Origin of the sequence: Aeromicrobium panaciterrae, from assembly GCF_031457275.1 — a bacterium.
Lineage (GTDB): Bacteria > Actinomycetota > Actinomycetes > Propionibacteriales > Nocardioidaceae > Aeromicrobium > Aeromicrobium panaciterrae_A.
Genome location: NZ_JAVDWH010000001.1, coordinates 2,442,458 through 2,462,831 on the forward strand (window position 1 = coordinate 2,442,458; position 20,374 = coordinate 2,462,831).

General features: G+C 64.7%; 19 protein-coding genes. 9 read left to right on the forward strand and 10 right to left on the reverse strand.

Going from position 1 to position 20,374, the window contains the following annotated elements:
* Positions 1-11: 11 nt before the first annotated feature.
* From J2X11_RS12500 to J2X11_RS12515, 4 genes are read right to left on the reverse strand one after another with little or no spacing between them, the layout of a single operon-like run.
* On the reverse strand, positions 12-1,124 hold the full coding sequence (locus J2X11_RS12500) for a 5-(carboxyamino)imidazole ribonucleotide synthase (RefSeq protein WP_309971520.1): 1,113 nt from the start codon (positions 1,122-1,124) through the stop codon (positions 12-14).
* A gap of 9 nt (positions 1,125-1,133) precedes the next feature.
* A complete protein-coding gene (locus tag J2X11_RS12505) occupies positions 1,134-2,126 on the reverse strand; it encodes an adenylate/guanylate cyclase domain-containing protein (RefSeq protein WP_309971522.1) in 993 nt (330 codons plus the stop codon).
* Positions 2,113-2,619 (reverse strand): PH domain-containing protein, encoded by a 507-nt coding sequence (locus J2X11_RS12510; protein WP_309971524.1) that lies wholly within the window; start codon positions 2,617-2,619, stop codon positions 2,113-2,115. Before J2X11_RS12510 ends, J2X11_RS12505 begins: the two co-directional genes overlap by 14 nt.
* A gap of 12 nt (positions 2,620-2,631) precedes the next feature.
* The gene (locus J2X11_RS12515) at positions 2,632-3,441 is read right to left on the reverse strand and encodes a biotin--[acetyl-CoA-carboxylase] ligase (protein WP_309971528.1); all 810 of its coding nucleotides are present in this window, start codon (positions 3,439-3,441) and stop codon (positions 2,632-2,634) included.
* Between the two features lie 81 nt (positions 3,442-3,522).
* Here J2X11_RS12515 and J2X11_RS12520 point away from each other — a divergent pair, with 81 nt between their 5' ends.
* From J2X11_RS12520 to J2X11_RS12540, 5 genes are all read left to right on the forward strand, one after another.
* Entirely contained in the window at positions 3,523-5,103 is a 1,581-nt protein-coding gene (locus tag J2X11_RS12520) for an acyl-CoA carboxylase subunit beta (RefSeq protein ID WP_463675080.1), read from the forward strand.
* Positions 5,100-5,348, forward strand: coding sequence for an acyl-CoA carboxylase subunit epsilon (locus J2X11_RS12525; protein WP_309971533.1), 249 nt, complete (start codon positions 5,100-5,102; stop codon positions 5,346-5,348). The genes J2X11_RS12520 and J2X11_RS12525 overlap by 4 nt, the downstream gene beginning before the upstream one ends.
* Before the next feature lie 65 nt (positions 5,349-5,413).
* Complete coding sequence (locus tag J2X11_RS12530; protein WP_309971535.1) at positions 5,414-6,025, forward strand: hypothetical protein; 612 nt, start codon at positions 5,414-5,416, stop codon at positions 6,023-6,025.
* On the forward strand, positions 6,025-6,618 hold the full coding sequence (locus J2X11_RS12535) for a Maf family protein (protein WP_309971537.1): 594 nt from the start codon (positions 6,025-6,027) through the stop codon (positions 6,616-6,618). Before J2X11_RS12530 ends, J2X11_RS12535 begins: the two co-directional genes overlap by 1 nt.
* 45 nt (positions 6,619-6,663) lie before the next feature.
* Positions 6,664-6,885 (forward strand): hypothetical protein, encoded by a 222-nt coding sequence (locus J2X11_RS12540; RefSeq protein ID WP_309971539.1) that lies wholly within the window; start codon positions 6,664-6,666, stop codon positions 6,883-6,885.
* 4 nt (positions 6,886-6,889) lie between these two features.
* On the opposite strand, the gene J2X11_RS12545 is transcribed toward J2X11_RS12540, so the two are convergent.
* On the reverse strand, positions 6,890-7,402 hold the full coding sequence (locus J2X11_RS12545) for a TIGR03086 family metal-binding protein (protein WP_309971540.1): 513 nt from the start codon (positions 7,400-7,402) through the stop codon (positions 6,890-6,892).
* Between the two features lie 68 nt (positions 7,403-7,470).
* Here J2X11_RS12545 and J2X11_RS12550 point away from each other — a divergent pair, with 68 nt between their 5' ends.
* Positions 7,471-8,151 carry a DUF6989 domain-containing protein gene (locus tag J2X11_RS12550; RefSeq protein WP_309971542.1) on the forward strand — a complete coding sequence of 227 codons (681 nt, stop codon included), beginning with the start codon at positions 7,471-7,473 and terminating at the stop codon, positions 8,149-8,151.
* A 2-nt stretch (positions 8,152-8,153) separates the two neighbouring features.
* On the opposite strand, the gene J2X11_RS12555 is transcribed toward J2X11_RS12550, so the two are convergent.
* The gene (locus tag J2X11_RS12555; protein WP_309971544.1) at positions 8,154-9,320 is read right to left on the reverse strand and encodes an acyl-CoA dehydrogenase family protein; all 1,167 of its coding nucleotides are present in this window, start codon (positions 9,318-9,320) and stop codon (positions 8,154-8,156) included.
* Between the two features lie 165 nt (positions 9,321-9,485).
* Between J2X11_RS12555 and J2X11_RS12560 the strand changes: the two genes are divergently transcribed.
* Positions 9,486-11,252, forward strand: coding sequence for an acetyl/propionyl/methylcrotonyl-CoA carboxylase subunit alpha (locus J2X11_RS12560; protein WP_309971546.1), 1,767 nt, complete (start codon positions 9,486-9,488; stop codon positions 11,250-11,252).
* A gap of 10 nt (positions 11,253-11,262) precedes the next feature.
* Here J2X11_RS12560 and J2X11_RS12565 read toward each other — a convergent pair whose 3' ends face one another.
* The 4 genes from J2X11_RS12565 to J2X11_RS12580 all read right to left on the reverse strand — a co-directional run bounded on the left by J2X11_RS12565 (position 11,263) and on the right by J2X11_RS12580 (position 17,879).
* The gene (locus J2X11_RS12565; RefSeq protein ID WP_309971548.1) at positions 11,263-11,637 is read right to left on the reverse strand and encodes a phage holin family protein; all 375 of its coding nucleotides are present in this window, start codon (positions 11,635-11,637) and stop codon (positions 11,263-11,265) included.
* Positions 11,634-13,430, reverse strand: coding sequence for an N-acetylmuramoyl-L-alanine amidase (locus J2X11_RS12570; protein ID WP_309971550.1), 1,797 nt, complete (start codon positions 13,428-13,430; stop codon positions 11,634-11,636). The genes J2X11_RS12565 and J2X11_RS12570 overlap by 4 nt, the downstream gene beginning before the upstream one ends.
* Positions 13,431-13,465: 35 nt before the next feature.
* Positions 13,466-16,363, reverse strand: a complete 2,898-nt coding sequence (locus J2X11_RS12575; protein ID WP_309971552.1) for a SpoIID/LytB domain-containing protein — start codon at positions 16,361-16,363, stop codon at positions 13,466-13,468.
* A 154-nt stretch (positions 16,364-16,517) separates the two neighbouring features.
* A complete protein-coding gene (locus tag J2X11_RS12580; protein ID WP_309971554.1) occupies positions 16,518-17,879 on the reverse strand; it encodes an NAD(P)H-quinone dehydrogenase in 1,362 nt (453 codons plus the stop codon).
* A gap of 46 nt (positions 17,880-17,925) precedes the next feature.
* On the opposite strand from J2X11_RS12580, the gene J2X11_RS12585 reads away from it, so the two are divergent.
* Both J2X11_RS12585 and J2X11_RS12590 read left to right on the forward strand, forming a co-directional pair.
* On the forward strand, positions 17,926-18,732 hold the full coding sequence (locus tag J2X11_RS12585) for a purine-nucleoside phosphorylase (protein WP_309971556.1): 807 nt from the start codon (positions 17,926-17,928) through the stop codon (positions 18,730-18,732).
* Positions 18,732-20,345: a phospho-sugar mutase gene (locus J2X11_RS12590; protein WP_309971558.1), complete on the forward strand. Its 1,614-nt coding sequence runs from the start codon at positions 18,732-18,734 to the stop codon at positions 20,343-20,345. Before J2X11_RS12585 ends, J2X11_RS12590 begins: the two co-directional genes overlap by 1 nt.
* The last annotated feature ends 29 nt before the right edge of the window (positions 20,346-20,374 follow it).

Here is a 20,374-nt window from a genome sequence, read left to right on the forward strand (position 1 = left end):
CGAGCCGCGCGCTACCCTCCGAAGATTTTCGCTGCTCGGCGAGCGCTGGAGAGCACCTCGTCGAGTTGGGGTCCGTACGCCGTCACGTGGCCGACCTTGCGGCCCGCCTTGACGGTCTTGCCGTAGAGATGGATCTTGACGCCAGGCTCCGCGGCTTCCACAACTGCGCGCTGAGCGACCAGGTCGTCGACCGATCCACCCAGCACGTTGACCATGACGGACCATGTGTCGCGCGACTCAGTCGGCCCGAGAGGCAGATCAAGAACTGCGCGAAGGTGGTTCTCGAACTGGCTCGTGTGCGCACCGTCGATCGTCCAGTGGCCAGTGTTGTGCGGCCGCATCGCCAGCTCGTTGACGAGCAGTCGCCCGTCGGTCGTCTCGAACAGCTCGACCGCGAGGATGCCCGTGACATCGAGCTCGGTTGCGATCCGTTCAGCGATCGCTCGCGCCTCGGCGTCCAGCGCCGGATCGAGGTCAGGCGCAGGGGCGATGACTTCAGAACACACGCCGTCAACCTGCCGCGACTCGACGACTGGATAGGAGCGCACCTCGCCGGACGGGGACCGGGCGACCAGTGCGGATAGTTCTCGTCGGAAGTCGACAAGCTCCTCAGCCAGCAGGTCACGACCCGAGGCGAATGCCTCGTCGGCGTCAGCAGCCGCGCGTACGACCCACACACCCTTGCCGTCATAGCCGCCGCGAGTCGTCTTGACGACCGCCGGATAGCCGAACGCCTCAAGGTCATCGAGCGTGGTCACGGACGCGTTGCGCGGGCACGGGACGCCCATCGCGCCGAGACGCTCACGCATGGAGCCTTTGTCCTGCGCGAACAGCAGCGCATGCGGACCTGGACGACACGCGTGACCCTCGGAGGCGAGGGCGTTGAGGTGCTCAGGAGGTACGTGTTCGTGGTCGAACGTCACGACAGGCGCGTCGGCAACAGCCTCGCGGAGCGTGGCGAGGTCGGTGTAGTCGCCGACGATGTGATCGGGAATGACCTGCGCCGCGGACACGTCAGGCGCCTCGGCCAGGAGCCGAATGTGTATGCCGAGTCCCACGGCCGCCTGCTGCATCATGCGTGCCAGCTGGCCTCCGCCGATGATCGCGAGCTCGGGGGGCGTCACGGGTCAAGACTAGTCGGTTCGGAAGAAGCCTCTGCGCTCACTCACCGTGATGGGCGAGAGGTTGCCGAACCCGCGCAACGGGCGGGGCGGCAACGTACGCATGTCGAACTCGTCGTCGAGGTACAGCGCAGTGCCTTCATCGATGAGTACGCGGTTGCTGCGGGCGACGTGCGAGAGGCGTGCAGCGAGGTTGACGGGCGGGCCGAAGACATCGCCAAGTCGGCTGATCACCGATCCCGTGGCGAGGCCGACGCGGATGTCGGGGAGCTCCGAGCGCGTACCGATCTGCCGTACGAGATCGAGCGAGGTGCGCGTGCCCTCGACTGCGTCGTCGCAGACAAACAGGACCGCATCGCCGAGCGTCTTGATGACACGGCCGCCGTGAGCGGTGACGATGTCGGCGCAACGCGTCTCGAAGTCCTCAACCAACGTGGCGAGCGCGGCGTCGTCAAGTCCGTTGGCCAGCGACGTGAAGCGGGAGAGGTCGGCGAATCCGACCGTCATCACGGTCGAGAGCAGCTCTTCATCGGCAGCTCCGAGTGCTTCGATGCGCGAAGCTGCAGCGGCCAGGTGGCGTCTCCATACGTAGAGGATGAGTTCCTCGAAACCGGGGGCAGCGTTGGTGGCCAGTTCGATTGCGGCCTCAAGGCGACTTCCCGACTTGCCGCCTTCGACGTCGTGCTCGACCTGCTCAACGAGCGTGGAGACCTGCCAGTCAGCGAGTCGCGACATGGTGTGGCCCAACGCCCGCGTCATACGGAAGGCCGTCAGCTCATCGAGCACACCGTGTTCGATGGAAGCAGCCACGATCTTCACCGCACGCACATCGGCATCGCCGTACGCGACGCTGTCGCCGGTGTCGGGGAAGCCGAGCGCGCGCCAGAGACGCTCGCCGGCATCGAGGGTCAGACCACCCTTTTCGACGACCTCAGCGCTCGTCAGATCCAGCTCGCCACCCAGGATCTGGCTGGCAAGCTGATCGCGCAGCTCAGACCGATTCATCCGTCCTGCTCTGTTGTTCGAAGACGAGGTTGGTGACGGTGCGGTGGAATGCCTCGATGCGCGGAATGTCCTTCAGCGGGAGGCCCGCCTGATCGCTCGCGTCGTGGATGATCAGCGTTCCGCAGCCGAGGATGCGGTCCGTGAGGTTCTTCTCGAAGGCCACGTCGTTGATGCGGTTGAGCGGGATGACCCGGCCCGTTCGCGTGAGCAGGCCCTTTTGCTCGACGATGCGCTTGTTGGTCAGCGTGTAGGTCCACGCCAGCCACTTGAAGAACGGCAGCAGCGTGCCGAAGAAGACCAGTACGACTGCGATACCTACGAGAATCCAGCGCACCGTGGCATTGGCTTCGCCGTCGACTTTGGCTTGTACGAATCCCTCAAGCAGCGCGACCAGCAGCAGGATCACGAAGGGGATGAACAACACCTTGATGTGCGTACGAGTCGTCGCCACGGTGTGTTCGCCGTCGACCATGAGCTTGCGGGGAAGTGCCATGGGGGGATTTTGTCACGTCGCTGGGCGGACATGGGTGATATCGCCTGCGCTGATGGCCTGGCCATCGACCACAAGTCGCCCCAGTTCGTCGATCGCGGTGGCCTCGCCCTCCAGTGATGCGTCGTTCGGGAGCGCCACACGTACGCGGGTTCCGATCGTGACGCAGCGACGTTCGTACGAGTCGCGGATGCCAGCTGCCGGATTGCCGTCGGCTTCCTTCCACGCCCGGTAGAGCGCCTCGAGGTTGCGCAGCAGCGCACGGAGAACGATCGTGCGGTCGGTCTCGGTCGAGCCCTCAAGCAGCAGCGAGGTCGCGGTCTCGACGGGCAGCTCGTCCTCGCGCAGCGTGACGTTGAGGCCGACGCCGATGATCGCCGCAGCGCCCTGCGGGGTGTCGACGCGTTCAAGCAGGATGCCTGCGAGCTTGCGGTCGTCTACGAGCACGTCATTGGGCCATTTGAGTCCGCAGTCAATACCGAACTCGCGCACCGTGGCATCGACAGCCAGTCCAACCAGCAGCGGCAACCACACCCATCTGGCGGCGGGAATCTCGTCTGGGCGGAGCAGCACGGACACGGCTATGCCAGATCCGGCCGGGGACTCCCACGTACGGTCGAGCCTTCCGCGGCCAGCGACCTGCAGATCGGTCGCATGCACGGTCCCCTCGGGTGCACCGGCACGGGCAGCTTCGGCGACATCGGCGTTCGTGCTGCCGGTCTGCTCAGTGATCACGATGTCGGTCCAGAACCGTCCCGGACCCGTCAGGGCTGTGCGCAGTGCACCGGCATCGAGCGGCGGTCGATCGAGGTCGTCAAAGGGCATGAGAACAGACTCACATATCCCTCAACGAGTCGACTCGTTACGCTGTGGCCCGTGACCAAGGCAAATAACCCCACGCCCGACGTGCTCGAAGAGCACCCCGAGCTGCACACCACAGCAGGCAAGCTCGCCGACTTCGAGCGCCGTCAGGACGAGCTCCTCAACGAGCTCGCCGACCGTGCAGCCGAGAAGCAGCACGCCAAGGGGCGCGGCAGTGCCCGCGAGCGCATCGCCCAGCTTCTCGACGAAGGATCGTTCGTCGAGCTCGATGCCTTTGCCCGCCACCGCAGCACATCGTTCGGACTCGAGAAGAACCGTCCGCTCGGCGACGGCGTCGTCACCGGCTACGGCACGATCGACGGCCGTCAGGTCTGCGTCTTCAGCCAGGACTTCTCGATCTTCGGTGGATCACTCGGCCAGGTCTACGGCGAGAAGATCACCAAGGTCATGGACCTCGCGATCAAGTCCGGCTGCCCGATCATCGGCATCAACGAAGGTGCCGGTGCTCGTATCCAGGAGGGCGTCGTCTCGCTCGGCCTGTACGGCGAGATCTTCAAGCGCAACGTTCACGCGTCAGGCGTCATCCCCCAGATCTCGCTGATCATGGGCACCAACGCCGGCGGCCACGTCTACTCCCCCGCCGTCACCGACTTCGTCGTGATGGTCGACAAGACGTCCAACATGTTCATCACCGGTCCCGACATCATCAAGACGGTCACCGGCGAAGACGTCACGATGGAAGACCTCGGCGGCGCTCGTACGCACAACACCAAGAGCGGCAACGCCCACTACATGGGTGCCGATGAAGAAGACGCCATCGAATACGTCAAGGCGCTCATCTCCTACCTCCCGCAGAACAACATGGAAGAGCCCGAGCCGTACGACACGGTCGCCGACCTCGAGCTCACCGATGTTGACCTCGCGCTCGACACCCTGATCCCCGACTCGGCCAACCAGCCGTACGACATGCACACCGTGATCGAGTCGATCGTTGACGACGGCGATTTCCTCGAGGTCATGCCGCTGTTCGCGCCCAACCTGCTGATCGGTTATGGCCGCGTCGAAGGTCGCAGCGTCGGCATCGTCGCCAACCAGCCGATGCAGTTCGCTGGCTGCCTCGACATCGATGCCTCCGAGAAGGCTGCCCGCTTCGTACGTACGTGCGACGCGTTCAACATCCCCGTCCTGACCTTCGTCGACGTGCCCGGCTTCCTGCCCGGCACCGATCAGGAGTGGAACGGCATCATCCGTCGCGGCGCCAAGCTCATCTACGCGTACGCCGAGGCCACCGTCCCGCTCGTCACCGTCATCACCCGCAAGGCCTACGGCGGCGCATACGACGTCATGGGCTCCAAGCACCTCGGTGCTGACGTCAACATCGCCTGGCCCTCCGCCCAGATCGCCGTCGTTGGCGCGTCCGGTGCCGTCGGCATCCTCTACCGCAAGGAAATCGCAGCGGCGGACGATCCGGAAGCCAAGCGCGCCGAGCTGATGACGGAGTACGAAGACACGCTCTGCAACCCGTACCTCGCCGCTGAGCGCGGATACATCGACGCCGTGATCGCGCCGTCGCAGACCCGCGCCGAGGTCGTCAAGGCACTCCGCCTGCTCAAGACCAAGCGCGAGACGCTGCCGCCCAAGAAGCACGGAAACATCCCGCTGTGACGGACGAGTCGGTTGAGGAGACACCGGTTGCGAAGCCGGTGCTTCGGGTCGTCAAGGGTGACCTGACGCCCGAAGAGCTCGCTGCACTGGTCGCCGTCATCGCGGCACGCAATGCCGCTGCTGCTCACGCTGCATCACGTACGAAGGTCGCTCCGCGCTCGCAGTGGGGCCACCCGTCACGCGTGGCCCGCACCCCGCACCGCTTCGGCCCCGGCCAGTGGCGCAGCTCGGCGCTCGGCGGCTAACCATGCCGCTTCGCCCGTTGTTTGACCTCTCGGCAGCAGACTGGGTTGTTTCTGACAACGCCTCGATGAGGGTTCGAGCCAGCCTCGGACCATCGCATTTCGCTGCATACGCGCGCGTGCTTCACGGTTGGGGTCTAGACGAGACGGGAACAGACGACGAGAGGTCGGAAGGACATCTCGACGACGACCTGCTCGCGGCACTGGTCGACGTGCTCGGTCGACATACGTCTACGCCAGACGACTGTTACTTCGGCCTTTGGGAGGGCTTTGGTGACATACACGGCGGAGATGCCATGAATTTCCTGACCAGGTTCTCGGGCTCTCCTGTCTGGCCGGGCCGGATCTTCTCCAAGCCCAAGCCACCGCCGCCGGTTCCGCCCGCCTTCCCTCCGCAGGTTATGAACGGACCGCTTCTCGAGGTGGACCACAAGTACTTCATGTTCGGCGGCCCACTCGTCCAGGCAGGCCACTGGGGCGCCACTCCCCCCGGCCCAGGAGTGCCACGCAAGATCAACAGCCCCAACCTGATGTGGCCTTCCGACCGTGCCTGGTTCGCCATGACCAACATCGACAACACGTGGACTGGCATCGGCGGTTCCGATGAACTCATCGCCACACTTTTGGCAGACCCTCGACTCGAGGCTGTCCGACAGCGCTACGACGTGGCGAGCCTCTGATGAGAGTTGTCCTCGCCTCGGCTTCGCCGGCTCGCCTCGCGCTACTGCGCTCGGCAGGCATCCATCCGGACGTCATCGTGTCGGGCGTCAACGAGGACCAGATCACCACGACCGATGCCGCCAATCTCGCAGCGGCGTTGGCCCAGATGAAGTGCCGGGCTGTCGCTCCGCAGGTCGAGCCGGAGGCGCTGGTCATCGGCTGCGACTCAGTCTTGGCATTCGAGGGCGAGATCTTCGGCAAGCCCGCCGGCCCCGTCGAAGCGGCCGGTCGCTGGCGTCGGATGCGCGGCAAGAGTGGAGTGCTCCATACCGGCCATTGCGTACGCCGAGGCAACGAGGAATTCGTCGAGACGGCGTCCACAATCGTGCACTTCGCCGACATCAGCGATGCCGAGATCGATGCGTACGTAGCGACTGGCGAACCGATGAACGTGGCCGGCGCGTTCACGATTGACGGCCTCGGAGGTGCGTTCGTGACCGGCGTTGAGGGTGATCACCACAACGTCATCGGGTTGTCCCTGCCGTTGCTCCGTGAGCTCGTGGGCGATCTCGGAATCGCCTGGCCCGAGCTCTGGCAGCGTCCGGCTCCCTGAGCCAGTTGGCATTTGTTCACTGAAAAGTGGGACAATGGTCAAACGATGGCAACCTCACCGCGGCGACGCCGCTACCACGCATCCAGTCCCTTCCAGGCAGGCCCGGAGGTTGTGGCGGAGGTGTACGAAGTAGGCGCTCGCGTCTCACACGACACCTACGGTCTCGGCCGCATCGTCAGCATGCAGGGCACCACCTCGGTTCAGGTCGACTTCGGCGATGGCGCAAAGCACATCCCGCTTCCCTGCGCCAAGATGACCAACCTCTGACGGTTCAGTCCTGAACTGATCGGCCCGCGAACGCAGCAATGCGCTCGTAGGCATTGGCACCCTCAGGCGCTGCCTTCTCTGGGTCGAACGCGTTGCCCCGATTCTCGTCGGTGAGCGACTTCGTCATGAACGCATAGCCCGCTTCTGCGACCGCTGGCTCGAGCTCGTTGGTGTCGCGGCCGAGCGCTGTGGCGAGATCCCACGTATGCACGGCCAACTCGGAGACAACCATGCCCTCAGGCGCCTCGGTGCCCGCCTCGAACGCCGCCACGATGTCGTCGGCAGCCTGACGCAACACCGGTGCAGGATCGGCGTGATGATCCGCCAAGGAGCTCCAGTCGGGCTTGCCACCTTGAGCCATGACCGCCATCTGGGCAGCACTGTTGGTGAGATGGTCAGCCAACTCCCCCACGTTCCACTTGGTGCATGGTGTCGGGAGATCGAGCTGGTCGGCCGAGATGCTGGCGACGAGAGAGACGGCCTGGTCGAGGCCTGTGGCAAGGGTGGAAGGGCTCATTCCAACAGTTAACCCGCGACCTCGGACATCGGCGACCGCAGCGGCCGCAGGGTCGCTACGTTGTACGCGTGACCGCGACCCTTTCCACGTCCCGCAAGGGCCTCGGCCCGATCCTCGGTGCCCACGCTGTGCTGCTTGTTGGCGCTGCCATCGCTCTCTCGCTCGATGCACCCGCCCAGGGCTGGGGCGTCCTCGCGACAGCCGTGGCGTACGTCGCGGCTTTGCTCTGGGCGTGCCGGTCGACAGGTCGCACGGACCTGCTTGCGCTCGCGGGCTTCCTCACATTTGTCTCGATCTTCCAGGTGCTCCCGGACTGGGTGCTGGCAGATCTCGTCGGCACCTTGCGGTTCCCCGATAACGGCGGACCACGCGTGGACGACGTCATCCCGCTGGCGATGGCCGCAATGTGGGTCGCTCCACTGTTCGCAGCGGTGGCCCTCAGCAGCGGAAGGCCTGCACACGCAGCCGTGCTCGCCGGGCTGATCTTCCTCGGCACCGAGCTCCTCGCTCCGACGCTCGGCCTCTGGGAGCCCACTGGAGACACGCAGCGATGGTTGGGCGTGGCTGTCTATGTCATCCCCGCCGAGATGGCGCTCGGCTGGGCTGCTGCCACGGCGTTCGCCAAGGTCCGGCACAGCTCCGTGGTCACCCGAATCGGCGCCGCCCTGGCGGTATCCACGTTCTATCTCGGCGCGCTCGTGCTGTCGCACTTCCTCATCGACATCGCAGGCTGGCGTCTGACCAGCTAGGCCTACTCGACGGGCAGGCCGAGGCCGCGTGCGATGAGCATGCGCTGGACCTCTGAGGTGCCTTCGCCGATCTCGAGGATCTTGGAGTCGCGATAGAAGCGGGCGACGGGGTACTCCTCCATGAAGCCGTAGCCGCCGAACACCTGCGTCGCGATGCGCGTGGCCGTGACGGCTGACTCCGACGTGTAGAGCTTCGCGATCGAAGCGGCGCGACGGAACTCCTTGCCGTCCGCGCCGGCGTCCTTCATGGCTGCTGCCTGGTAGACGAGCGCGCGACCGGCCTGAGCCATGACAGCGAGGTCTGCGATCTGGAATGCGACACCCTGCTTCGCACCGATCGGCACACCGAATGTGGTGCGCTCCCCCGCGTACTGAACGCAAAGCTCGAGGCAGGCTTCGATGCAGCCGACGGCCAGGGCGGCGATCGCGACGCGACCGTCGTCCAGCGTCGCGAGGAACTGGGCGTAGCCACGACCTCGCTGGCCCAGCAAGTGATCAGCCGGAACGCGCGCGTCAACGAACGACAGCGGATGTGTGTCTGAGATGTGCCAGCCGAGCTTGTCGTACGCCGGCTCGACGATGAACCCTGGAGTCCCAGACGGGACGATGATGGTCGAGAGCTCAGGCCGTCCGTCCTCGCGAGTGCCCGTACGCGCGGTCACGGTGACGAGCGAGGTGATGTCGGACCCCGAGTTGGTGATGAACTGTTTGGCGCCGTTGATGATCCACTCGTCGCCGTCGAGCTCAGCCTTGGTCTTGGTCGCTCCAGCGTCAGAGCCGGCTCCAGGCTCGGTAAGTCCGAAACCTGCGAGCGCCTGCCCCGTCACGAGGTCGGGGAGCCACTTCTCCTTCTGCTCCGGCGTGCCGAACGTCAAGATCGGGTTGATGCCGAGACCCACAGCGCCTTCGAGTGTGATGCCGATCGACTGGTCGACACGGCCGAGCTCCTCGATCGCGACGCAAAGGCTGGTGAAGTCACCATCAGCACCGCCGTACTCCTCGGGCGACGTCAGACCGAACAGCCCGAGATTGCCCATCTTCTGGATCACGTCGACGGGGAAATGATGGTCCTTGTCCCACTTCGCAACGTGCGGAGCGATCTCCGCCTCGGCGAACTCACGGACGATCCCGCGGAAGGTCTCGTGTTCTTTGGACAAGGCGAAATTCATACGTCGATGTTAACAACCGTTAACCAAACTGCACAATCTCACCGGAACGCCTTCGCTGCGAGTCGCCGAAACCCTACGTCTGGGTAACCAACCTCATACGCAGCGCACAACCCGGAACCCCTAGACTCACGAGGCAGCCCTGTCCCGTGTCGAGGAGAGCATTTCGTGAGCAAGCCCCTGTCCAAGGTTCTGATTGCCAACCGCGGCGAAATCGCCGTTCGCGTGATTCGCGCCTGCAAGGACTCCGGCATCGGAAGCGTCGCCGTTTACGCCGAGCCCGATCGTGACGCATTGTTCGTACGTCTCGCCGACGAGGCCTACTCCCTCGAGGGCTCGACGCCCGCCGATTCATACCTCTCGATCGAGAAGATCATCGACGTCGCGAAGCGCTCCGGCGCCGACAGCGTGCACCCCGGCTACGGCTTCCTCGCCGAGAACGCCCTCTTCGCTCAGGCAGTCATCGATGCCGACCTGATCTGGATCGGCCCCTCCCCTGACGCCATCGAGGGTCTCGGCGACAAGGCCAAGGCCAAGCAGATCGCCCTCGCCGCAGGAGCGCCGCTCGCGCCCGGCCTCAAGGACGCGGTCAAGGGTCCCGACGAGATCGTCGCCTTCGCCCAGGAGCACGGCCTCCCGGTCGCCATCAAGGCCGTGTTCGGCGGCGGTGGCCGTGGCCTCAAGGTCGCCCGCACGATCGAAGAAATCCCCGAGCTGTTTGAGTCAGCAACTCGCGAGGCGATCAGCGCCTTCGGTCGTGGTGAGTGTCTGGTCGAGAAGTTCCTCGACAAGCCGCGCCACGTCGAGACCCAGTGCCTCGCCGACAGCCACGGCAACGTCGTCGTCGTGTCGACACGCGACTGCTCGCTGCAGCGTCGCCACCAGAAGCTGGTCGAGGAGGCGCCCGCGCCGTTCCTGACTGACGACCAGATCGACCGCCTCTACAGCTCCTCGAAGGCCATCCTCAAGGAGGCCGGCTACGTCGGCGCCGGAACGTGTGAGTTCCTCGTAGCCGCCGACGGCACCATCTCCTTCCTTGAGGTCAATACCCGTCTGCAGGTCGAACACTGCGTCACCGAAGAGGTCACCGGGATCGACCTGGTCCGCGAGATGTTCCGCATCGCGGCGGGCGAAGAGCTCGGCTACGGCGACCCGGCAATCATCGGTCACGCGATCGAATACCGGATCAACGCCGAAGACGGCGGCAACAACTTCATGCCGGCTCCCGGCACGCTGACCAAGTGGAACCCGCCGCAGGGCCCGGGCGTCCGCGTCGACGGTGGCTACGAAAACGGCGAGACCGTCCCCGGCGCATTCGACTCCCTGATCGCCAAGCTGATCATTCGCGGCACGGACCGCACCCAGGCGCTCGAGCGCTCTCGACGTGCCCTCGACGAGTTCGAAGTCGACGGTATGCCGACGGCGATCCCGTTCCACCGATCAGTCGTCAACGATCCGGCCTTCGCCGCTCCCGACGGCAAGTTCACGGTCTACACGACCTGGATCGAGACCGACTACGTCAACGATCTCGAGCCGTACGGTGGCGACGCCGCTGACGGCGACGAGCCTGCTGAGCGCGAGCGCGTTGTCGTCGAGGTCGGCGGCAAGCGTGTCGAGGTCGTCCTGCCCGGCGGGCTCGGAGCAACTGCTGCTGCCGCTGGTCCCAAGAAGCCCAAGCGCAAGGGTGGCAAGGCTGCCGGCGCTGCTGCCAGCGGTGACTCGCTCACCGCGCCCATGCAGGGCACCGTCGTCAAGATCGCCGTCGAAGAAGGTCAGACCGTCGCAGCTGGCGATCAGATCGTCGTCGTCGAGGCCATGAAGATGGAGCAGCCGATCAACGCACACCGCGACGGTGTCGTCACCGGCCTCTCGATCGAGGTTGGCGCAACGGTGACTTCGGGTCAGGTCATCGCCGAGATCAAGGACGCGGAGTAACGCTTCCAGCTCACTTGCGGGGCGCGGGAGCCTTCTTGTCGACCTCGCCGTAGGCGATGCCGGCTGCCCAGACGATGAGGACAACACCGATCCAGGTGCCCCAGCCGTCGATGTAGAACCCGGTCTCCGGGACGACAAGCTCTGTCAGCAACAGCACCAAGGCGGTCAGCACCAGGCCGCCCGCGATCGTGTAACCACGTGCGAAACGGTTGACGGTGCCGATGACGATCTCACGCAATGTCACGGTCAACAGGGTCACCAATACGACGGCCAGGACGAACCAGCCGAACCGAATGTTGAAGCTGCGGAAGATCCAGGCTGCGAAGGCCAGCGAGAGAGCATTGACGGTCAGCGAGATCGCGATCGACTTGAGAAGCGCTGTCATGCAGAGATCATCCCAGACCTGCGTAACCACAGGACTGGGAAGGCCTGCGAAACGGGCTCTACACCCTCTTCGCTGGCGCTGGGCGCAGGCTCCGTCGACTCAGGTGCCTGCTCACTTGGTGCATCTTCGGCCGGTGCGCTGAGCGCGACAACTGGCTCGGCCGTGCCATTTTGCGTGATCGTGCCGTGCTCGAAAGTGACCGTCTTGGTCGTGCCGTTCACCACGACGCTCGACTTCGGAACACCAAGCTGGCCGCCCGGTCCGCCCACGCTCGGCGACACGTACTTCGTGTAGATGTCGCCGTAGATCCCGTACGTGCCAGACGACGTTTGGTAGATCGCACCGGTCTCGAAGGGCTGAATGCTCAGACCCGAGATCGAGGAAGCCGCCATGTTGGCAGTCGGGAATCCCAGCACGCCGGTCTGCATGCCGAGCTTCTCGTGGACCGTCTTCGCAGCGCCGGAGACGACATACGCGCTCGCGCTGGGAGCGAGCCAGAAGATGTTCATGTTGCCGAACATCGTGCGACGTCGAGTGTCCCCACCGAGCTCGCCCTGCTTGACCGGACCGGTCACTGATCCGGTGAGGCCATCGAGGCTCTGCGCGGCCGACTTGATCTTCGACTGGTACTTCGAGATGTAGGAGGCCACCCGGTCACGAAGGCCGCCATCAGCCTTGAGCCACGCGTAGCCGTACTTGCCCGGACACGCGGTGCTCACGACATTGCGGTGGCCGGAGATGCGCTGCAGCGTCTTGCCGCCGATGCTCACCGAACCCGTGGCCGGCTTGTAGTAGGTCGCGAGACGCCAGCCCGCGAGCTTCACAGTGGCGGTCTTCATGTCCGACGTCGGCCTGGCCTTGTCGAGGTTGCCCATCAACGCGATACCCATGGTCCGCTCGTTGACGGTGTTGTTGCCGGAATGCGATCCACGCACCGGCTTGTCGACACCACCGGCGCGGCCCTCGAAGATCTGACCGTACTTGTCCACGAGGAAGTTGTAGGCGATGTCGCACCATCCACGACCGGACTGGTGGAACTTCTGGATGCCCTTGACGATCGAAGCGGACTGGCTCTTGGAGTAGGAGTTGGAGCCTGCTGTGTGGTGCAGGTTGACGCCCAAGGTCGTGAGGCCATAGGCCTCATAGCCGTCTTCGTCGCAGCCATCGGCCGCGCGAGCGTTCCAAGAGGATCGCGACTTGATCGTGGGCTTCGGGGTGAAGGTTGGCTGGCCATCGGCGACACTCACGACCGACGACGAGCTGTTTGACGAATAGAAGGCCGGTACGTTCGCGGCCGCAGGTGCGTCGACCTCGCCCGGATCGACCGTGATCACCTTGACGCCAGTGGGCGATGCGGCGCTGGCAGTCGTGACTCGTGCGCGAACCTCGTCAGCACTCTCGACCCACCAGGGCTCGGTGCCACCACGGCCGGCTTCGCCACCGTCGTGATCGACTTCGAGAGGCTCCCAGTCGGACCAACCCGCGTCCGTACGCACGCGCACCTCGACTGTGACGTCCAAGTCGTTCTCAGTTCGGTCCCATGTCACGCCGAGCAGGGCGAAGTTCGCGGTCTTGGTCGGTGCGAGCTCGGCGACGAGACCGTCTGACGTTCGGACCGGTGCAGGCACAGCGATCGAGCGACTCTTGGCCGGAGCCGGCGCGCTCTCAGGGGTCTTCGGTGCGGGAGCCGAGTGCTCAGGCGCTGCCTGGGGTGACTTGGAGACTGAGGTGCATCCAGACAGGAAGAGTCCTGTCAGGACGATCGCCAAAACGAACTTTCCCCCGAGATGCATGACGCCATCGTACGTGAACGGCGGGAGCGGGCTAGTTAGAAGCGGAACCAGTTGGACTTGAGGCCGAACGACGTACGAGCGGTATTGCCCGTGATCGTGATGGTCTCCTTGGTCCCCACCAGCTTTAGCGAGATGACGCGACCATTCCAATCGCCGTACCCGTTTCGCTTCGTGATCGTGATCGATTTGAGCGTGCCGAGCGACTTGTGAGCCTTCTCGATAGTGGCTGCAGAGACCGACTTGGTCCACTCGTGGTTGGCATTGCCGGACCAGTCGTCATGCGGGTCAGGAACGGCCTTGAGGTACGGCTGGCTACCCGGTGCGGTGTAGCCGCCCGACGAGGACGAGAACTGGGTGAACGCGGGCTTGTCTTCGTACGTGAGGATCTTCGACTTCGTCGCCGCTATTGCCGCGTCCGTGGCTTCGGTCTCGGCCGAGTAGCCGCGATAGACCTGGCAGCTCGTGGTGTCGCACATGTCGTAGTAGTGCGAGGGCACGATGCCGCGCACACCGTACGTACGAGCCGCGACGGCCTGCGCCTTGAGTGCCTCGGGGTGCCAGGAAGACGGCATCTCGGCGGCGACAACACCGCGAACGTACGACTCGATCGACAGCACGTTGACGGTGTTGCGATCTGTCGAGCCGGCCTTCGGAAGCGCCGAGCGCAGAATGCCGCGGTACTTGACGTCGCTGCCGCCGGGCAGGATGAGCCGGATCGCCGACGCCTCGAACTGCGCGTCACCCGTCCAGATCTTGTTTTCGTACGTCGTCCAGGCTCCGTTGGTCACGTACTGGAGGACCGACTTCGTCTTGTCGGACGACAGTGGAGTGATCATCCACTTCGTGACCGCCACGTCGGCGATCGTGGCCGGCAACGTCACGGCTGTCCCACCGGATCCCTTGCGGAACGTCAGTGCGGAACGCGCCTTGATGATGACCGAGGCGGTGGTGTCCTTGGTGATCAGTACGCGGATGTTGCCGGTCTTCGTCCCGAGCGCGGTTCCGGGGTAGTACGTCGACAGGATCGAGTCGAACTTCTCGCCGGCCTTTGCCGCGCCCTGCGCGCCGTACTGGCTCATGCCGATGCCGTGCCCGAATCCGTGACCCTTGACCGTGATGGTGCGACTCTCCGGGATCGTCACACTGTTGGTGCTTGTCGCCGTACTGGTGGAGATCACCTTGCCGGACGAGTCGTATGCGACGGTCTTCTTCGATTCGGAGAAGTAGCGGATGTAACCCTTGGCAAAGTTGGCGCGCGAACCCGTGGACTCGGTGATCACCGAGGACGTCGGAGCGCCGAGTTGGCCTGACATCTCTTTCAGCTTTGTGTACGTCGCGGCGATCGCGCCCCACACGGCGTAGTTCGTGGTCTTGGTGCTGGTGCGCACCGCAAAGATCGAGCCGTGCTCGAAGCGCTGCGCGAAGGTGCCGCTCGAGCTGACCGTCGGGCTGTCGCCCTTCGGGAATCCGAGCGCGGAGCCCTGAGCACCCAGAGCCTTGTACTTGTCATAGAAGCCAGACGCGAAGGTCACGAACTTGGCGCCAACGTCCGGCGTCGAATACATGTAGCCCTTGCCGAAGCGCGTCGCGCGACCATCGGTCACGGGCGCCTCTCCGATGAACACGGGTCCGGTCACGGTTTTGCCGAGCTCAGCAGCTCGGGTCTTGATGTCGGAGCTGTAGTCGCTGATGTACTTCTCGACGCGATCGCGCAGACCACCCTCAGCGGACAACCACGCGTACGCGTACTTCCCGGGGCACGCCGTACCGACGACGTTGCGATGCCCCGCAATCATGTTGAGGGTGAGGTTCTTCTCGCTGACCTTCCAGGTGCCCTTGGCCTTCATGTACGTCGTGCCCATGCGCCAGCCGATCAGCTTGACCATGGCTGCCTTGAGCGCTTCCGGGGGCACGACCTCGTCGTAGTTGCCCATCATCGAGACACCCATGGCGTAGGTGTTGACCTCGCCGTTGCCGGAGTGGGCTGCACGCACCTGGCGGTCGATGCCGCCCTTGCGACCCTCGAAGATCTGGCCGTACTTGTCGACCAGGAAGTTGTAGCCAATGTCGCACCAGTCGTGGCCCTTGACGTGATACGCCTGAATACCGCGCACGATCTTGGCTGAATCAGACTTCGCGTACGAGTTGTTTCCTGCCGTGTGGTGCACGACGATTCCGCGGGTGCTGCTTCCGGTCAGCGGGGCTGAGCACGAGCCACCGGCCGAAGCGCCCCAGGCCGAACGCATGATGATCGTCGGCTTCGGCGTGTAAGTCGGGCTGCCATCGGTCGGTGTCACCTCTGCTGCCGTCGTCACGCGTGCAGTGCCGTTCATGACACCGCCCGGCGTGTACGCGGCCGAGGTCACCGTGGATTTGGCGGCTTCGTCCACGCCGCCCGGATCGATGGTGAGCACCTTGATGTCATCGGGCCGCGTGCCGGACTTCGACGACACGCGTACGGCGACACCTTCTGCCTTGCCGACCCATACCGGTTCAGTTCCCGGGCGTCCCGCGTCGCCGGGAGCATCATCATCGTTCTCGAGGGTCTCCCATGACGTCCACTTGCCGTTTGTCAGCGACCGGATCGCGACACTGATGTCTTTGTCCGTGGTCTTGGCACTCCAGGTGACGCCGACCATCCCGTACGAGGTGGTGCGCGTCTGAGGCAGCTCGGCGACCACATTCTTCGGCGAACCGGCCTGAACCTTGGGTACGACGGTTTCCTTCGTACGCACGACAGGCTTGGGACCCTTGGGCTCCGGTGCCGCATCCTCGGCCTCCGGCGCAGGGGTCGGCGCGGCCTCGTCAAGACCCGCAATCGGCGCATTGGCAGCGATCGGGTCCTGGGCGCGACTGAGCATCAGGCCAGACAGCACGAGAGCGACCGCAAGAAATGCGGTCACGAGTCGGCGAATCGAGCGCCAGGAAAGCATGGGGGAAGTCCGTTCCTGTGGCTGGTGTTACGAGAGTTGCAGTTGAGTTGCCCAACGATTATGCGCACACTTGCACGCCAGAATCCACGGACGACACGACTGGCGGCGAACTACAACGGTGTGATTTTGCAGGGATTTTCGCGACTGGAACGCGCTAGGGCGTGCCGTGGAGGCGCCGTGCAGCCTCGGCAACCGAGCCGGAGAGCGACGGATAGATGGTGAACGCGTCGGCAACCTGGTCGACCGTGAGCGACGCTGACACCGCCAACGAGATGACGTGGATCAGCTCGCTGGCCTTGGGACCGACCACCACGCCACCGACGACAATGCCCATCCCCCGGCGGGCGAAGATCTTCACGAAACCGTCGTGAACGCCCTGCATCTTGGCGCGAGGGTTGGATGCGAGAGGAAGAGTCGCCGCGATCACCTGCATGTCTGACTCGTCAACCTGCTTCTGTGACAGCCCAACAGTGGCGATCTCGGGCGAGGTAAAGACGTTGCTCGAGACCTTGCCGAGGTCGAGCGGGTGCACGGCGTCGCCCAGCAGGTGCGACATCGCGATGCGGCCCTGCTGCGCTGCCACCGAGGCGAGCATCAGCACGCCAGTGCAGTCGCCAGCCGCGTAGACACCTCGTACGTTCGTCCGCGAGACCTTGTCGACCTCGATGAAGCCGCCCTCGTTGAGCTCGACTCCGATCGTGTCGAGGCCGAGACCCTCCGTGTTGGGGATTGAGCCCAACGCGAGCAGGCAGTGTGAGCCGTCGACCGTACGTCCGTCAGTCAGCGTGACGCGTACGCCGTCATCCGTGCGCTCGACCTTCTCCATACGGGAGTTGCCGAGGACCGTCATTCCGCGTCGCTTGAAGACGTCTTCGATGACGGTGGCAGCGTCGGCGTCTTCGCCGGGCAGCACTCGATCGCGGCTCGAGACAAGGGTGACTGTTGCACCGAGACCGTTGTAGGCGCTGGCGAATTCGGCACCTGTCACGCCTGAGCCGACGACGATCATGTGCTCGGGAAGGACCTGCAGCGCGTAGATCTGCTCCCAGGTCAGGATTCGCTCACCATCTGGCTGTGCGTCTGGGCTGACCCGCGGGTGAGCACCGGTGGCAAGCAAGATCGCGTCCGTGTCGACGCGCTGAGTGCCGTCAACGACAACCAGCTGGGCTGACTCGATCGTTGCGGTGCCCGAGATGATCTTCACTCCGCTCGCAACGAGCCGCTCAGCGATATCGGCGGACTGGGCCTGTGCCAGAGCGAGCACGCGCTTGTCGACTGCCGCGAGATCAGCGCGTACGGCGTTGGGTACTTCGATGCCCAGTTCTGCGGCACCGCTGACGTCGGTCAACAGGTCCGACGTCGCGATCAAAGTTTTGCTGGGGACACAGTCGGTGAGCACGGTCGAGCCGCCCACACCATCGCGCTCGATCAGCGTCACGTCAGCGCCAAGACGCGACGCAACAAGAGCAGCCTCGTAGCCACCCGGTCCCCCGCCAATGATCGTCACATGAGTCACGGCACCATCCTCCCATTGAGAGAGGCGAGCGGATAACGTACGGCAGGTGACCACCTCAGCCAGCACCGTTCAACAGAGTGCCCAGCAGGCCGCCGACGCGATCAAAGATCGAACAGGTGGAGCCCACCACGACACAGCACTCGTCATGGGATCCGGCTGGCTTCCGGCCGCTGACGCACTGGGCACGCCCGAGTTCGAGATCCCCGTTGCCGAGCTGCCCGGATTCAGTGCTCCTGCGGTGGTCGGCCACGGCGGCACGATCCGCTCGGTCCCACTCGGCGACAAGCGCCTGCTGATCTTCCTGGGCCGCACTCACTTCTACGAAGGTCGCGGCGTCGCATCTGTCGTGCATGGCGTACGTACGGCCGCTGCTGCTGGCGTGAAGACCATGGTCCTGACCAACGGCTGCGGCGGACTCAACCCGAGTTGGGTGCCCGGTACGCCGGTGCTCATCAAGGACCACATCAACCTCACCGCGACCTCACCGATCGAGGGCGCGAATTTCGTCGACCTGACCGACCTCTACTCGCCTCGCCTCCGCGCGATGTTCCAGGAAGTCGATCCGACACTCGAAGAGGGCGTCTACGTCCAGTTCCCTGGGCCTCACTACGAGACGCCTGCCGAGATCAACATGGTGCGCGCGATCGGTGGCGACCTCGTCGGCATGTCCACCGTGCTCGAGGCGATCGCTGCCCGCGAGGCCGGTATGGAGGTCCTCGGACTCTCGCTCGTCACCAACCTCGCTGCTGGCATCTCCGGCGAACCTCTCAACCATGAAGAGGTGCTCGAAGCCGGCAAGGCCGCGGCATCACGGATGGGTACGTTGCTCGCTGACGTGCTGCCGAGGATCTGATGGGCCTCATCGAGCAGGCTCGCGAATGGCTGAGCCAGGATCCCGATCCCGTCACCCGCGACGAGCTCCAGGCCCTGATAGACGCGAACGACACGGCTGAGCTGGAGGACCGGTTCGCCGGTCGACTTCAGTTCGGTACCGCTGGCTTGCGCGGAGCGCTCGGTGCCGGTCCGAACCGGATGAACCGGGTCATCGTCGCCCAGGCCGCCGCAGGACTGGCCGCGTACCTCGTCGAGCGAGAGGTGAAGCCGTCCGTCGTGGTCGGCTACGACGCCCGCCACAACTCCGATGTCTTTGCCCGCGACACCGCGGAGATCATGGAAGGCGCAGGCGTACACGCTCATCTGTTGCCGACTCACCTGCCGACTCCGGTGCTGGCATTCGCGATCCGGCACCTCGGCTGCAGCTCTGGCGTGATGGTTACTGCTTCGCACAATCCGCCGCAGGACAACGGCTACAAGGTCTACCTCTCCGACTCGAGCCAGATCGTTCCACCCGAAGACACCGACATCTCCGACGCCATCGATCGCGTCGGCCGCGTGGATGAGCTCCCCCGCAGCGATGCGTACGAGTTGCTCGGACCTGAGGTCGCGGAGGCGTACATCGAAGCCGTCGTCGCGCTGCCGGAAGGGGGCGCCCGCGACATCGTCGCCGTCTACACGCCGATGCACGGTGTCGGTCGGGACACGCTGGTCGAGACCGTCGCGCGGGCGGGCTTCCCGGCGCTGCACGTCGTACGTCAGCAGGGCGATCCCGATCCAGATTTCCCCACCGTCGCGTTCCCGAACCCCGAAGAGCCAGGCGCGATGGACCTGTCGCTCAAACTCGCCTCGGAAGTTGCTGCCGACATCATCGTGGCGAACGACCCCGATGCCGATCGCTGCGCGGTTGGCGTACGCGACGGCGAGTCCTACCGAATGTTCAGTGGCGACCAGGTCGGCGCTCTGTTGGCCGACTTCCTGCTGCGCCGGGGTGTCACTGGCACGTACGCGTCGTCGATCGTGTCTTCTGACCTTCTGGGCCGCATCTCCGCCGCCTACAACCAGCCATGGCAGCAGACGCTGACCGGCTTCAAGTGGATCGGCAAGATCCCGGATCTCGCGTACGGCTACGAAGAAGCACTCGGCTACTCCGTCGCCCCTGACATCGCCCGCGACAAGGACGGCGTCTCGGCGATCATCACCGTGCTCGAACTGGCAGCTGGCCTCAAGGCCGAGGGTAGGAGCCTCGTCGACCGGCTCGATGACATCTACCGGGAGCACGGACTGCACGCGACGACGCAGCTGTCCGTGCGCGTGGAGGACCTTTCGATCATCACGCGAGCGATGGAGACACTGAGGACCAATCCTCCGTCGACTCTCGGCGGCCAGAACGTCACGGCCGTCGATGATCTCGCCGATGGCTACCGAGGACTTCCTCCCACCGACGGCATCCGGCTCCAGCTCGACGGCGGCGCCCGCATCATCTGTCGCCCGTCGGGCACCGAGCCCAAGCTCAAGTGCTATCTCGAGATCGTGGTGCCGGTCGATGACTCGATCGAGGCGGCGCGTACGAAGGCTGATGTCGCGCTGGCTGCGATCAAGAAGGACCTGGCCGCAGCGCTCGGCCTCTGACGTTTCCCGCATACGCCCATAGCAACTAA